This is a genomic window from Streptomyces sp. NPDC004732, from assembly GCF_040609235.1.
GTDB lineage: Bacteria > Actinomycetota > Actinomycetes > Streptomycetales > Streptomycetaceae > Streptomyces.
This window is the reverse complement of record NZ_JBEXJR010000017.1, coordinates 24,890-38,605: the sequence shown is the minus strand read 5'-3', so window position 1 is coordinate 38,605 and position 13,716 is coordinate 24,890. Positions and strand designations below refer to the sequence as shown.

General features: G+C 72.3%; 16 protein-coding genes. 6 read left to right on the top strand and 10 right to left on the bottom strand.

The genetic code is table 11. The annotated features are described in order from the left end of the window. Positions 1-89: 89 nt before the first annotated feature. Positions 90-1,277 carry an NAD(P)-binding protein gene (locus ABZV77_RS36750; protein WP_356266698.1) on the bottom strand — a complete coding sequence of 396 codons (1,188 nt, stop codon included), beginning with the start codon at positions 1,275-1,277 and terminating at the stop codon, positions 90-92. A 132-nt stretch (positions 1,278-1,409) separates the two neighbouring features. Between ABZV77_RS36750 and ABZV77_RS36745 the strand changes: the two genes are divergently transcribed. Then, positions 1,410-2,096: a pentapeptide repeat-containing protein gene (locus ABZV77_RS36745; protein WP_356266696.1), complete on the top strand. Its 687-nt coding sequence runs from the start codon at positions 1,410-1,412 to the stop codon at positions 2,094-2,096. Positions 2,097-2,115: 19 nt separating this feature from the next. Here ABZV77_RS36745 and ABZV77_RS36740 read toward each other — a convergent pair whose 3' ends face one another. The 3 genes from ABZV77_RS36740 to ABZV77_RS36730 form a co-directional block, all read right to left on the bottom strand. After that, positions 2,116-2,616, bottom strand: coding sequence for a hypothetical protein (locus ABZV77_RS36740; protein ID WP_356266694.1), 501 nt, complete (start codon positions 2,614-2,616; stop codon positions 2,116-2,118). A 298-nt stretch (positions 2,617-2,914) separates the two neighbouring features. After that, a complete protein-coding gene (locus ABZV77_RS36735) occupies positions 2,915-3,553 on the bottom strand; it encodes a response regulator transcription factor (protein ID WP_356266692.1) in 639 nt (212 codons plus the stop codon). Beyond that, positions 3,550-4,749 carry a sensor histidine kinase gene (locus ABZV77_RS36730; protein ID WP_356266914.1) on the bottom strand — a complete coding sequence of 400 codons (1,200 nt, stop codon included), beginning with the start codon at positions 4,747-4,749 and terminating at the stop codon, positions 3,550-3,552. Before ABZV77_RS36730 ends, ABZV77_RS36735 begins: the two co-directional genes overlap by 4 nt. A gap of 394 nt (positions 4,750-5,143) precedes the next feature. Between ABZV77_RS36730 and ABZV77_RS36725 the strand changes: the two genes are divergently transcribed. The 4 genes from ABZV77_RS36725 (at position 5,144) to ABZV77_RS36710 (ending at position 9,090) form a co-directional block, all read left to right on the top strand. Further along, positions 5,144-5,701, top strand: coding sequence for a heme-binding protein (locus tag ABZV77_RS36725; protein ID WP_356266690.1), 558 nt, complete (start codon positions 5,144-5,146; stop codon positions 5,699-5,701). A gap of 106 nt (positions 5,702-5,807) precedes the next feature. Next, positions 5,808-6,410, top strand: a complete 603-nt coding sequence (locus ABZV77_RS36720) for an ankyrin repeat domain-containing protein (protein WP_356266688.1) — start codon at positions 5,808-5,810, stop codon at positions 6,408-6,410. Next, the gene (locus ABZV77_RS36715) at positions 6,407-7,552 is read left to right on the top strand and encodes a YncE family protein (protein WP_356266686.1); all 1,146 of its coding nucleotides are present in this window, start codon (positions 6,407-6,409) and stop codon (positions 7,550-7,552) included. Before ABZV77_RS36720 ends, ABZV77_RS36715 begins: the two co-directional genes overlap by 4 nt. 125 nt (positions 7,553-7,677) lie before the next feature. Continuing rightward, positions 7,678-9,090: a M1 family metallopeptidase gene (locus tag ABZV77_RS36710; protein ID WP_356266912.1), complete on the top strand. Its 1,413-nt coding sequence runs from the start codon at positions 7,678-7,680 to the stop codon at positions 9,088-9,090. A 5-nt stretch (positions 9,091-9,095) separates the two neighbouring features. Here the strand turns inward: ABZV77_RS36710 and ABZV77_RS36705 are convergent, their stop codons facing one another. The 5 genes from ABZV77_RS36705 to ABZV77_RS36685 all read right to left on the bottom strand — a co-directional run bounded on the left by ABZV77_RS36705 (position 9,096) and on the right by ABZV77_RS36685 (position 12,299). After that, positions 9,096-9,608 (bottom strand): GNAT family N-acetyltransferase, encoded by a 513-nt coding sequence (locus ABZV77_RS36705; protein WP_356266684.1) that lies wholly within the window; start codon positions 9,606-9,608, stop codon positions 9,096-9,098. 10 nt (positions 9,609-9,618) lie between these two features. Beyond that, positions 9,619-10,689 carry a hypothetical protein gene (locus ABZV77_RS36700; RefSeq protein WP_356266682.1) on the bottom strand — a complete coding sequence of 357 codons (1,071 nt, stop codon included), beginning with the start codon at positions 10,687-10,689 and terminating at the stop codon, positions 9,619-9,621. After that, complete coding sequence (locus tag ABZV77_RS36695; RefSeq protein ID WP_356266680.1) at positions 10,667-11,023, bottom strand: PadR family transcriptional regulator; 357 nt, start codon at positions 11,021-11,023, stop codon at positions 10,667-10,669. The genes ABZV77_RS36700 and ABZV77_RS36695 overlap by 23 nt, the downstream gene beginning before the upstream one ends. 135 nt (positions 11,024-11,158) lie before the next feature. Beyond that, on the bottom strand, positions 11,159-11,536 hold the full coding sequence (locus ABZV77_RS36690; protein ID WP_356266678.1) for a VOC family protein: 378 nt from the start codon (positions 11,534-11,536) through the stop codon (positions 11,159-11,161). 187 nt (positions 11,537-11,723) lie between these two features. Beyond that, a complete protein-coding gene (locus tag ABZV77_RS36685) occupies positions 11,724-12,299 on the bottom strand; it encodes a TerD family protein (protein WP_055567315.1) in 576 nt (191 codons plus the stop codon). A 171-nt stretch (positions 12,300-12,470) separates the two neighbouring features. Between ABZV77_RS36685 and arfB the strand changes: the two genes are divergently transcribed. Then, positions 12,471-12,899, top strand: a complete 429-nt coding sequence (gene arfB, locus ABZV77_RS36680; protein WP_356266676.1) for an alternative ribosome rescue aminoacyl-tRNA hydrolase ArfB — start codon at positions 12,471-12,473, stop codon at positions 12,897-12,899. Positions 12,900-13,038: 139 nt separating this feature from the next. Here the strand turns inward: arfB and ABZV77_RS36675 are convergent, their stop codons facing one another. After that, complete coding sequence (locus ABZV77_RS36675) at positions 13,039-13,620, bottom strand: flavin reductase family protein (protein WP_356266910.1); 582 nt, start codon at positions 13,618-13,620, stop codon at positions 13,039-13,041. Between the last annotated feature and the right edge of the window lie 96 nt (positions 13,621-13,716).

Genomic DNA, 13,716 nt, shown 5'->3' with positions numbered 1-13,716 from the left:
GCTTGCGTGGCCTGCATGGGGGCTCCTTGGTGGTGTTCCGGTATGCCCTCACCCTTCAACCTGAAGCGCACTTGAGGTCAAGAGCAGGCTCACCTCGTCCTGAGACCGAGCGTCGACCTCGTCAGCGCCAGCGACACCGCCTCCACCGCGCTGTTGAACGACACCTCGGACAGCAGCCCCGGGGCCGCCACTTGGTCGCCCACCAGGTAGACGCCGTCGCCGTGGTCGATCGCGGGGCGGTCCCGCCAGGTCGTACCGGGGTGGTCCACCGCGCCCGTACGGCCGTTGGCGACCGAGGCGCGGTGCCAGGTCAGGCGCTCGCGCCAGCCCGGATAGCCGAGGTCGAGCAGGTGCTCGGCGTGGGCCACGCCGTCCGCCTTGGTCTCGTCGGGGGAGAGGGGGACCTGCGCCTGCACGAGCTGCTCTCCGGCGGGGGCGAGCGTGCGGTCCTGGGCGGTGAAACGCTCGACCCAGCCCGTCCTGTCCAGGTCGGAGACGGCGAAGAGGTCGCCCCGCCGGGAACGGAACGCCACGTCGACGAGCGTGGTGCGGCCGCTCTGCCAGTGCAGGGACTCGTCGTCGAGGAGCCGCCGGGCCGCGTCGAGGGACGTCGCGACGATGACGGGGCCGTCCTGGGGGAGGTCGGAGAGGGTGTCGACGCGGTCCAGGGTCTCCGTGCGTACGCCCATGTTCCAGGCGAGCGCGGCCATGCGGTCGACGACCGAGCCCCAGCCGCCGCGCGGATAGTGCGCCTGCGGGGGCAGCTTGGTGGTGCGGCGCAGGCGCTCGTGCACGAAGCGGGCGGAGAGCGAGCCGGGGTCGTGGTGGAAGGTGGCGACGGCGACGTAGCGCGCGGCGGCGCGTGCGCCCTCCTCGCCGACCTCGTCCGTGGCCCACGCCATGAAGTCCCGGTCCACGGGGGCCTGTTCCGTCCTGCGGCGCAGCAGCTTGAGCATGGCGAGGGGCGGGGTGCGGCGCAGCACGCCACCGTGGAGCAGGCGCAGTCGGGCGCCTTCGAGAGGCGGGATCGGGGCGAGCGGGCCGATCAGGTCGCGCTGCTTGAGCCAGGTCCATTGGGGGCCGCCGCTGTAGAGGGCGTGCGGACCCTCGTTCGTCTTGTACGTGCCTTCGGAGGTGCGGGCGCGGCCGCCGAGGGTGTGGTGCGCCTCCCGGAGGGTCACGCGGGCGCCGGCCTCGGCGGCGCTGATGGCCGCGGTGAGACCGGCGAGGCCGCCGCCGATGACGGTGAGTTTGAGGCTTGGCCTGGTGGTGGGCATGGAGGTGGGCTCCCTCGGGGCGGATGCTTGGGCTTGGGCCTGTTCGGGCGTCACCTCTTGGACGTATCGGGGTGGGCCGGATGTGACATCGGGGCGGCGGGCGTTGTCAGTGCGGGGGTGCACGATGGAGAGATGGCTCAGAGGACGAAACCGGTGCGGGTGGTCGAAGCGGCGCGGCGGGCAGCGGTGCGGTTGCCTCCGCTCCGGCCCTTCGAGGGCGGGGAGTTGCGGCCCGACGGGGATTACGACGGGGTGGAGTTCCGGGACCTCGACCTGGGCGGGCAGGACGGTGGCGGCGCCCTGTTCGTGGACTGCGCGGTGACGGGGTGCGCGGTCGACGAGACGCGGCTGGTCAGGGCGCGGTTCGTGGACTCCGTGCTGACGGAGCTGCGGGGGGTGGGGACCGACCTCGCCGAGGCGTCGTTGCGGGACATGGAGGTCGTCGACGCGCGGCTCGGGGGCGTGCAGTTGCACGGGGGCGTGCTGGAGCGGGTCGTGGTGCGCGGCGGGAAGATCGACTACCTGAACCTGCGGAAGGCGCGCCTGCGGGACGTCGTGTTCGAGGGGTGCGTGCTGGTGGAGCCGGACTTCGCGCAGGCGTCGCTGGAGCGGGTGGAGTTCCCGGGCTGTGTGGTGCGGGGGGCCGATCTCACGGGGGTGCGGATGAAGGACGTGGATCTGCGGGACGCGGGGGAGCTGGACATCGCGCGGGGGATCGAGCGGCTGGCCGGGGCGGTGATCAGCCCGACGCAGCTGATGGAGCTGGCACCGGCGTTCGCGGCGCAGGCGGGGGTCAGGGTGGCGGCACCCGGGGCGTAGGCCTGTCCCCCTCTGGTCCCTAGTCGGTGCGGGGGAAGCGGGACAGGAGGGACCAGATCGCGGGGTTGTCCGCCAGGGTGTCGTGGAGGTCGGTGAGGTCGGCCACCAGGTCGTGGAGGAAGTCCCGGGCCTCGCGGCGGAGCGCTGTGTGGGAGAAGGTCAGCGGCGCGTCGTCCGGGTCCATCCAGTCCGCCTCGATGTCCACCCAGCCGAAGCGGCGGGCGAACAGCATGCGGTCCGTCGACTCGGTGAAGTCGAGCTCCGCGTACTGGGGGCGGGAGGCCCGGCTGCCCATCGGATCCTGGTCGAGCGTCTCCACGATGTCGCACAGCGCCCACGCGAAGTCCAGCACGGGAACCCATCCCCAGGCTGTGGACAGCTCCCGGTCCGCCTTGGTGTCCGCCAGATACACGTCCCCGCAGAACAGGTCGTGACGCAGGCTGTGGACGTCCGCACGGCTGTAGTCCAGCTGGGCGGGGTCAGGGAAGCGGCGGGAGAGCGCGTAGCCGATGTCGAGCACGGGGTCGATGGTGTCATGGTCCGGGTGTGCGGGTCGGCATCAGGCCTCTGACCTGCAGAAACGATGCCGCTCACGCGTTCGGGTGAACGGTTTCCGGTTCCGTCGGAGCGATGAGGCCCAGGCTGACACTGTCGCGCTGAGCGAAGGAGGTTCCGTCATGGCAGCACTGCCACTTCCGGAGTACGAGCACCAGGAGATCTTCAAGCTCTCCAAGGTCGTCCCCCTCCCGGAGCCCCTCGGCTTCGAGCTCGACACCGGCGCGTTCTGACCGGCGGGTTTTGAACCCCGGTACGGGGCCTCACGGCAGTAGTCGCTGTTCCTTTGCCACCGAGACCGCGCCCGCCCGGGTGTCCACGCCGAGCTTGTCGTAGATGCGGCCCAGGTGGGTTTTTACCGTGGCCTCGCTGATGAACAGGGCGCGGGCGATGTCGCGGTTGCCGAGGCCCTGGGAGAGCTGGCCGAGGATGTCGCGTTCGCGGTCGGTGAGGGTGGGGTGCGGGGCGCGCATGCGGGCCATGACGCGGGAGGCGACCGGGGGTGAGAGCGCGGTGCGGCCCTGGGAGGCGGCCTGGATCGCGGAGAAGAGTTCCTCGGGGCGCTCAGCCTTGAGCAGGTAGCCCGTCGCGCCCGCCTCGATGGCGCGGGTGATGTCCGCGTCCGTGTCGTACGTGGTGAGGACCAGGACGTGCGGGGTGGGCGCCGGGGCCGACGTGATGCGGCGGGTGGCCTCCACGCCGTCGATGCCCTCGCCCAGCTGCAGGTCCATCAGGACCACGTCCGGCGCCAGCTTCGCGGCGAGGGCGACCGCCTCCTCGCCGGTGCCCGCCTCGCCGACCACCTCGATGCCGGGTGCGCTGCCGAGCAGGGCGAGGAGTCCGGCGCGCACGACGACGTGGTCGTCGCAGACCAGCAGGCGGACGGGTGCGGTGTCGGTCACTGTGCCTCCAGCGGGATCGATACGGAAAGGACCGCGCCTTCGCCGGGCGCCGACTCGATGGTCAGTGTGCCGCCGAGCTGGTGGGCCCGGGCGCGGATCGCGGGGAGTCCGTGTCCGCGTACGCCGGTGCCGGCGGCAGCGCCCGTGCCGGTGCCCGTGACGGGCGGTGGGGTGAAGCCGCGGCCGTTGTCCGCGACGTCCAGGACCACCTGGTCGTCGAGGAGGGTGAGGGTGAGCGCCGCCGCGGTCGCGTCCGCGTGCTCGCGTACGTTCGCCAGCGCGCCCTGCGCGATCCGCAGGAGCGCCGAGCTGACCCGGTCGGGCAGCGGCGCCGGGCCGCCCTCCGCGTGGAACCGGACGGTGAGCCCGGCGCCGGACTCCCGTTCCGCGAGGCCTCGCAGCGCCTCGGCGAGGCCGCCGCCGTCGGCGAGGTCGGCCGGGGCCAGGTCGTGCACGAAGCGGCGGGCCTCGGTGAGGCCGAGTTCGGTGATCGACTCGGCGGTGCGGACGTGGGTGCGGGCCTTGGCCGGGTCGGTGTCCCAGACGCGGTCGGCGGCCTGGAGCAGCATCTGCTGGCTGGACAGGCCCTGCGCGAGGGTGTCGTGGATCTCCATGGAGAGGCGCTGGCGCTCGGCGAGGGTGCCTTCGCGGCGCTCGGTGGCGGCCAGTTCGCGGCGGGTGCGGATGAGGTCGTCGATCAGTTCGCGCTGGCGCACCGCCTGCCGCCGCATGTAGGTGAAGACCGCCGTGGCGATCGCCGACACGGCCGGCGGCCCGAGGATCAGGTCGGGGTCGTAGCGGCCCGCAAGACGCAGCTGCGAGGCGATCACGCAGGCGGTCAGGACGGCCACCAGGGCCAGGGCCGCGCGCGGCGGCAGCGTCCGCAGGCCGGTGTAGAAGAGCGGCACCGCACACCACCCGAAGCTCGGCGCGAGCACGACGAGGACCAGCCAGACCCCGACGACCAGGGCGAGCCAGGCGAGGTGGCAGGGGGTGGGGCGGGTGTCCGGCGCCGGGCCCGAGGGGCGGGCCGCGGGCCGCTGCCGACGGAGGGCGCCGGTCAGGGGAGGGACCGCGTAGAGGACGGCCAGGACCGCGGACAGCGCGATGATCCACGGGACGCGGGCGCCGCCGGGGTGGCGCAGCAGGAAGCGGGCCAGCGAGGTCGCCAGGAGCAGGTAGAACGTGGCGTGGATGACGGCCGCGAGCCAGCGGGCGTCGGGGTCCGGGGCGCGGGCGTGGAGGTCCGGCGTGCGGGGGGTGGGGCCCGGCGTGCGAGGGGTGAGGCCCGGCGTGCGAGGGGTGGGGTCCGGCGTGCGGGGGATGGGGCCCGGCGTGCGCTGTTCCACTGGGGGCGCCTCCCTCTCGTACTACTGCCGTCACGTGGCCGTTGAACTGGGCAAACACCCTCATTGTGGCCCGCCGGGACCACGAAGGGGTCAACCGATCGGTTGACCCTGGTGTCGGCCGAGTCGCGCGCGGCGACGAGCCGGTACGTCGAGGGGTGGGGCCCGGGTGCGGCCACAGGATTGAGGGCAGAGGCAAGAACCCCTCGAACGCCTCACGAGACCGCCACCCCAGGAGCCCCCGATGCAGAAGCTCTCCCGCCGCACCCGCGTCCTCACCATCGCCGCCACCGCCGCCGTCCTCGGCGCCGGTACCTTCGGCGCCGTCTCCGCCACCGCCGGTACCCCCGACGCCGCGACCAAGGCCGCCGTCACCGCCGACGCGGGCAACAAGAACCTCACGCAGTCGACGCACCTGACCGTCGCCGCCGCCACCAAGGCCGCGCAGGCCACCCTCGACGCCGCGAAGAAGGAGAACCAGCGCGTCTCCGTCGCCGTCGTCGACCGCAACGGCAACACCATCGTCCAGCTCCGCGGCGACGGCGCGGGCCCGCAGTCCCCCGAGTCGGCCGTGAAGAAGGCCTACACCGCCGTCTCCTGGAACGCGCCCACCTCCGAGCTGACCAAGCGCCTGGAGCAGGCCCCGACCCTGAAGGACATCCCCGGCACCCTGTTCCTCGCCGGTGGCGCGCCGGTCACCGCCAAGGGCGCGCCGGTCGCGGGCATCGGTGTCGCGGGCGCCCCGAGCGGCGACCTGGACGAGAAGTTCGCGAAGGCGGGCGTCGCGGCGCTCAACCGCTGAGACGATCTCGGACGCTGAACCGCGCTCGCCGAGCCCCATGCTGCACAGGCTGTTCCCGGCCCCCGCGCCCGTCCGCGCGGGGGCCCGCACGACGAGGAGATCCGCCATGAACACCACCGCTGCCGACCGGCGGCTGCTCGACGCCGCCCGGTCGGGGAACGCCGCCGAAGTGACCGCCGCCCTGGACGCGGGCGCCCGCGTCGAGGCGCGTGACACCGAGCTGCGCAGCCCGCTGCTGCTCGCCGCGACCGGCGACCACGTCGAGGCCGCCCGGGTGCTCGTCGCCGCGGGCGCCGACATCGACGCGCAGGACCACCGTTCCGACAGCCCCTGGCTGGTCACCGGCGTGACGGGCAGCGTCGCCATGCTGCATGTGCTGCTGCCCGCGGGGCCCGACCTGAAGCTGCGCAACCGCTTCGGCGGGATCTCCGTGATCCCCGCGTCGGAGCGCGGCCACGTCGCGTACGTACGGGAAGTGCTGCGCGTCACCGACATCGACGTCGACCACGTCAACGACCTCGGCTGGACCGCCCTCCTGGAGGCCGTGATCCTCGGCGACGGCGGCCGCGCGCACCAGGAGATCGTCGAGCTGCTCCTCGCCGCGGGCGCCGCGCCGGACCTCGCCGACCGGGACGGCGTCACCCCGCTCGCGCACGCGGAGCGGCGCGGCTTCGACCGCATGGCGGAGCTGCTGCGGAGCGCGTCGTGAAGACGCCACGGAAGGCACCCCGGAAGGCGCCCCGGCGGGCCCTCGCCGCCGGGACCGCCGTGCTGGCCGCCGCCGTCCTCGCGGGCTGCGGCACCGGCGACGTAGGCCCCGCCGCGGCCGCCCCCGAGCCCGCCCGCGCCACCGCCACGCTCCCCGCCGCGACGAAGACCCCCGAAGGCACCCTCCTGGTGGCCGACTTCGGCTCCGACACGGTGACCTTCGTGGACCCGGAGAAGGGCCCCGTCGACTCGGTGAGGGTCGGGAAGGCGCCCTACGGGCTGGCGGTCGGCGAGGACGGCCGCGCCTGGGTGGCGACGGCGGAAGGCGTGGCCGTCGTCGACGTCGCCGCCCGCAAGCGCGTCGACCGCATCCCGTACGAGACGGAGACCGGTCCCGTCACGACGGGCGAGTACCGCGGCGGCGGCATGGGCATCGCCCTCGCGCCCGACGGCGAGCACGTCTACGTGGGCGTCAACGTGCCCGACGGGAACGGGGTCCTAGAGGTCATCGACACGGGCGAGCGCGAGGTCACCGACACCGTGCCCGTGGGGCGGCGGCCCTTCGACGTCGACGTGTCGAAGGACGGCCGCGAGGTCTACGCCACCGACCACGACTCCTTCGACGTGACCGCCGTACGCGCCGACTCGCTGAAGCCGCGCCGCATCGAAGTCGCCCCCTACGGAACCGAGGGCGGCCTCGGCTCCTGGCTGAAGCCGCACTACACCGCCGTACGGCCGTCGGACGGCAAGCTCCTGCTGCCCTTCGAGGGCGAGAAGCTCGTCGTGCTCGATCCGCGCACCGGCGCGTACGACGTCGAGAAGATGACCGCCAACACCCACCAGCACGGCGCGACGGTCACCGACGACGGCACGCTGTACGCGGTCGGCACCGGACCCATCGACCCGGACGCCGACGAGGGGCCCTCGCTGACCGTGCGGACGAAGGACGGCAAGGAGCGGGTGATCCCGCTGGACGGACCGCACGAGGACGTCGCCGTGTCCGCCGACGGCCGTACCGCGTACGTCACGGGCGGCTTCACGCGCGACGGCTACTGGAACGGGATCTCGGTCGTCGACACGGAGGACGGGTCCGTGCGCCGACTCCCCGCGGGCGAGCGGCCGTTGGGCATCGCGGTGCTCTGAGCCGTGCTCTGAGCCGTGCTCTGGGCAGTGCTCTGAGCGGCGCGCACGCGGCCGCGGGGCTCCCGCGGACGGGGCCTAATACCTCCCTGCTCCGAACATTTGCCGCATAAGATCACCGCGTGGAACTGCGATCACCGGCCGCCCGAGCCGCCACCGTCACCTGTGCCCTCGCCCTGCTCGCCACCCTCAGCGCCTGCAGCGGCGCGGGCGTCGACGGCACCCCCGGCGCGGACGGCGTGCGCGACCCGTACTTCCCCAAGCAGGGCAACGGCGGCTACGACGTGGCGCACTACGACCTGACCCTCGGCTACGACCCCGAGGCCCGGCACCTCACAGGGACCGCCGACATCACCGCCCGCGCCACCAAGAACCTCAGCTCCTTCAACCTCGACCTCAAGGGCCTCGACGTCTCCGGCATCACCGTCGAGGGCAAGGCCGCCCGGTTCCAGCGCGCGGGCCAGGAGCTGAGGGTCCGCCCGGCCCACGACCTCGACCGGGGCGAAACGTTCCGCGCGACCGTCCGCTACTCCGGCACCCCGGAGACCATCACGGACGAGGACGGCTCCAAGGAGGGCTGGCTCAAGACTGCGGACGGTGCGGTCGCGCTCGGCGAGCCGAACGGCTCGATGAGCTGGTTCCCCGGCAACCACCACCCGAGCGACAAGGCCTCGTACGACATACAGGTCACCGTCCCCAAGGGCCTCAAGGCCGTCTCCAACGGCGAGTTGACCCGCGAGTCGACCAAGAACGGCCGCACCACCTTCGCCTGGCACAGTGCCGAACCCATGGCGAGCTACCTGGCGACGGTGGCCATCGGCGACTACGAGCTGAAGACCTCCACGACCGAGTCGGGGCTGCCCGTCATCAACGCGGTCGCCCCGGACGAGGCCAAGGCGAGCAAGAAGGTCCTCGCGAAGATCCCGGACATCATCGAGTGGGAGGAGTACAACTTCGGCCCGTACCCCTTCTCCTCGACCGGCGCCACCGTCCTCCGCAAGGAAGAGGCGAAGTACGCCCTGGAGACACAGAACCGCCCCACCTACCCCGGCGCCCCCGAAACCGGCCTCGTCGTCCACGAGATGGCCCACCAGTGGTTCGGCAACTCCGTCACGCCCAAGACGTGGCGGGACATGTGGCTCAACGAGGGCTTCGCGACGTACGCGGAGTGGCTGTACGAGGAGGACAACGGGGGCGACAGCGCGCAGGAGACCTTCGACGCGCTCTACGAAGACGACGAGGACAACGAGGCCGTCTGGGCCTTCCCGCCCGCCAAGCCCACGAGCGCCGAGCACATCTCCGACTCGCCCGTCTACGAACGCGGCGGGATGATCATCCACAAGATCCGCAAGGCCGTGGGCGACGACACGTTCTACGACATCGTGCAGGGCTGGACGAAGACGTACCGGCACAAGAACGCGGACACCAAGGACTTCACGGAGTACGTCGAGGAGCACGCGGGCAGTGAAGGGGCGCGCAAGAAGGTCGCCGCGATCTGGGGCGACTGGCTGTACGGGGAAGGCAAGCCGGACAAGCCGTAGCGCGGCTAGGCGAGCGCCTTGCGCAGGACCGCGCACGGCCGGTGCAGGGCGCGGTCCTCGCGGTGCCCGATGACGAGGTAGCCGAGCGCGGTCCAGAAGCGCAGCGCCTTCGGGTTGTTCTCCAGGACGGCGAGGCGCACGGCGTCGTGCCCCGCGGCACGGAACCGCTCCTCGACGAGTGCCGTCAACTCCCTTCCCACGCCCGTGCGGTGCAGGCCCGCGTCGACCATGAGCAGGCCGATCCAGGGGTCGGGGTCGGTGGGGTCCGGGTGGCGGGCGAGGGTGATCGCGACGCCCGCGAGCCGTCCCCGCGAGCGCACGAGCAGCACCTCGGCGTCCGGGTGCGCGAGCTCGTCCGCGAGGGCCTTGGCGACCTGCTCGACGCGGATGTCGTCGGGGTCGGGGAAGTCGCCGCTGAGCGCGAAGAACTCACGGTTCGACGCGTACAGCCCGGTCACCTCGGTGAGGAGGTGGCCGGGCAGGGCGCCGTCGACGGCGACGAGCGGTTCGAGGATCATGCGGGGCAGGCTAAGGCCTGGGCGCTGCCAGGGCCGCGCGCTGCTTGCGCAGGGTGCGCCATTCGCTCACCGCACCCCAGGCCGCGCAACCGAACGCGCCCACGAAGCAGGCGACCCAGCCGGAGGAGCGCTCCTGCGGGTCGAGCAGCCTGTCGACGGTGAGGACACCGAAGAGCACGGCCGAGGCCAGGGCGCCGTAGAACTTCTGACGTGTGATGCGCTGTTGCCTGCGCGGGCCCTCGGAGAGCCGCAGGGCGTAGATCTCGACGTCACCGAAGGCGTCCTCGGCGGTCCCGCTCCCGGGGGCCGCTGCGAGGTGCTGGCGCACTTCCTTCACGTGGGCGCGGGCCTCGGCGGCCTGCATGCCGTGCCGCCCGCGCAGCAGGCCCTCCAGACGGGTCAGCCACCGCTCGTCGTCGGGGCCGCCGTCCGGGCGGGCCGGGGTGAACCAGCGGTCGATCGTGGCTTCGGGGAGCCGGAACGCGGCGACGCACAGCAGGGCGCCGAACAGCATCAGGACCGGGGCGGGCAAGCGGAACAGCCGCTCGTCGGGGAGCACTTCGAGGAGGGCGACCGCGCTCACCATGGCGACGGCCGCGCCCGCCAGGAACCACCACATGCCATGGAACAGCCCGGCGGCGCGCGCGACGAAGGCGACGCACCCCGCCGAGACGGCCACCGCGATCCCCGTGAAGCCCGCGACCGCGGACCAGGTCACGTCGATCCACAGGCCGTCCTGGAGCCAGGTCAGGCCGAAGAGGGCGAACAGGAGGAACCCGAGCGAGCCGAGCGAGGCGGCGATCCGCTCCCCGGGGCGCAGCCCACGCGTGTCGATCCCGGCCCGGTACCGCTCGCTGACCCGCTCGGCGGCGGCCGTACGGGCGTACGCGGCGGGGTCGCCGAACACTTCCTGGGCGGGCTGCCCGGCTTCCTCGACGAGCTGATGGGCCTCGGCGAGGATCTCGTCGGCGAATCCGACGGGCGCGTCCTCGTCGAACGCGAGCCGCACCTGGACGGCGTCGGCCCAGTCCTGGTCCTCCTTGCGCGCCCAGCTCAGCTCAGGCGCAGGTGTCTTGCTCATGTGCATCCCCCTTGGCAGGCAGGAGCGAGTCGATGGTCCGGGAGAAGTCCCCCCATGCGGCCTGGTCGCGCCGCAGCCTCGCTCGCCCCTCCTCGGTGATCCGGTAGTACTTCCGCCCGGGGCCGCCGTCACCGGCGCCCCACTCGACCTCGACGGCGCCTTCCTCTTCGAGGCGCGCGAGTGCGGGGTAGAGGGTCGCGGCCTTCACCCCGTCGAGCCCGGCGTCGCCGAGGCGGCTGAGCAGGGCGTACCCGTAGCTCTTCGGCTCGCCGTCGAGGATTCCGAGCAGGCAGAGGGGGAGCGCGGCGCGGGTCCAGGCGGTGGGTGCGGCCACGGGTCCCTCCTTTTCGACGGTTTCGACCGTGCTCTAGTCGGCGTCTCTGACTATTACAGTATCCAGAATAGTCGGGCTCCTGTAAATCCCTGGGCGGGCCGAGGGGCGGGCCGGGGTGCAGGCCAAGGGGCGGGATCAGTGGCGGACCAGGCAGAACGGGTGGCCCGCCGGGTCCGCGTAGACGTGCCAGTAGGTGCCGCCCGTGTGCTCGTCGAGCAGGACCGCGCCTGCCGCGATGAGCTGCTCGCGGGGGGCGTGCAGGTCGGGGACCTGGAGGTCCAGGTGGAACTGCTGGGGGGACGTCGGGTCCTGCCAGCGGGGCGGGACGTGGTCAAGGGCGCGCTGGAAGGCCAGGACCTGGCCCGTGGGGGTGTGCAGGGTCGCCCATTCGGCGTCGGTGGACCAGCGGGGGTCCGGTTGGTTCACGGTGCCGCCCAGGACCGTGCGGTAGAACTCCGCCAGGGCCGTGGGGTCGGGACAGTCGAGGACCACGCATTGCAGTTCGGCGATCATGGCGGAGAGCGTAGGGGAGGGGTGGGGCGCAAAGGCCCGAAAGGCCCGGAAGGCCGGAAAGGGGCGAGTCCGGCGGTGGGGGCGGTGGGGGCGGTGGCAGGGACGCCGAAGGGCCCCGGCGGCACTGCCACCGGGGCCCCTCGAACTTCCGGCCGGTCTCAGCCGGTCACGTCACACGGACGCTCGCTCAGACGTTCACGCCGAAGTCCTGGGCGATGCCGACCAGGCCCGAGGCGTAGCCCTGGCCGACCGCGCGGAACTTCCACTCCGCGCCGTTGCGGTACAGCTCGCCGAAGACCATGGCGGTCTCGGTGGCGGCGTCCTCGGAGAGGTCGTAACGCGCGATCTCCGTGCCACCGGCCTGGTTGATGATGCGGATGAAGGCGTTCCGCACCTGGCCGAAGTTCTGCGAGCGGTTCTCGGCGTCGTAGATCGAGACCGGGAAGACGATCTTCTCGATGTCGGCCGGGAGGCCCGCGAGGTTCACGTTGATCTGCTCGTCGTCGCCCTCGCCCTGGCCCGTGACGTTGTCACCGGTGTGGACGATGGTCTGGTCCGGCGTCGCCTTGTTGTTGAAGAAGACGAAGTGACCGTCCGAGTAGACCTTGCCCTCGGTGTTCACCGCGATCGCGGAGGCGTCCAGGTCGAAGTCGGTGCCAGTGGTGGTGCGGACGTCCCAGCCGAGGCCCACGGTGACGGCGGTCAGGCCCGGAGCCTCCTTGGTGAGCGAGACGTTGCCACCCTTGGACAGGCTTACTGCCATTGTTGGGAGTCCCTTCCCTCGTTGCATACGTACGGGCTTCGTACTGGGGACGAAGCTACCGTCACCCCTAACAACGCGGACCAGGGTCCCCGGGGTTCCACATCGCTTTACTTTCTTTACCCGCGGGAAAAGAGCGTGACGTGAGCCCGACAGACGCGGGACCATAGGGGCATGTCCGGTCCCCATGTCATCCGCGGCTCCGTCTCCCTGCCCGAGGCCGAGCTCATGTGGCGTTTCTCGCGGTCGTCAGGGCCGGGCGGGCAGCACGTGAACACCACCGACTCCCAGGTCGAGCTGCGGTTCGACCTCGCCGCCACCAACGCGCTCCCCGAGGTGTGGAAGCAGCGGGCCCTGGAGCGGCTCGAGTCCCGGCTCGTCGACGGCGTCGTCAGCGTGCGGGCGAGCGAGCACCGCTCCCAGTGGCGGAACAGGGAGATGGCCGCCACCCGGCTCGCGTCCCTGCTCGCCGAGGCCACCGCCCCGCCGCCCAGGCCGCGCCGCGCCACGAAGATCCCCCGCGGCATCAACGAACGCCGTTTGCGCAACAAGAAGCAGCGCAGTGACACCAAGCGGGGGCGCTCTGGACAGGGTTGGTCCTGACGCTCCCCGTCAGGGGCGCGGGGAACTGCGCGCTCAGCGCGCGAAAAGCCGCAGACGCGTCTGCCGGGATCCCGGCACATGCGACTGCGGCTTTTCTCTGGTTGCTCGCGCAGTTCCCCGCGCCCCTTACGGGGCGCGCTCAGCCCAGCTGTCGGTAGCGGCCCCGGAAGTACGTCAGGGGTCCACCCTCACCGCTCGGCAGCGACGCAGTCAGCACGCGGCCGATCACCAGCGTGTGGTCGCCTGCCGGAACCGTCTGCTCTGTGCGGCACTCCAGCGTCGACAGCGCGCCGCCCATCAGCGGGGCGCCCGACGCCGCACCCCGTACGTACGGGATGTCCTCGAAGAGCAGCCGGTCGCTGATCCGGCCCTTCATCGCGAAGCGGCCCGCGATGTGGCGCTGGCTCTCCGAGAGCACCGACACCGCCCACAGCGGCTGCTCGGCCAGCAGGTCGTCCATCCGGGAGCCCTCGCGCAGGCTCACCATGACCAGGGGCGGGTCGAGGGAGACCGACAGGAAGGCCGTGGCCGTCATGCCCACGTCCTCGCCCGCAGGGGCGGTCGGGTCGTCCGGGTCCAGGCCGGGCTCGCGCGCCGTCACCAGGACCACACCCGCGGCCAGGCGGGACATCGCCGCGCGGAACTCGTCGTTGCTCACCCCATCAGCATGCCCATCCGATGACGGGAGGCGTGGGGAAGGCGGGGCCGGGAGAGTCTTCAGTACGTGAGCCACATCGTCGAAGCTAGCCGGTGCGTGCCCCCTGAAACATCGGGCTGTGGGCCCAGAGGAGTCCTAGGACCGACGGCGGACCCGTGC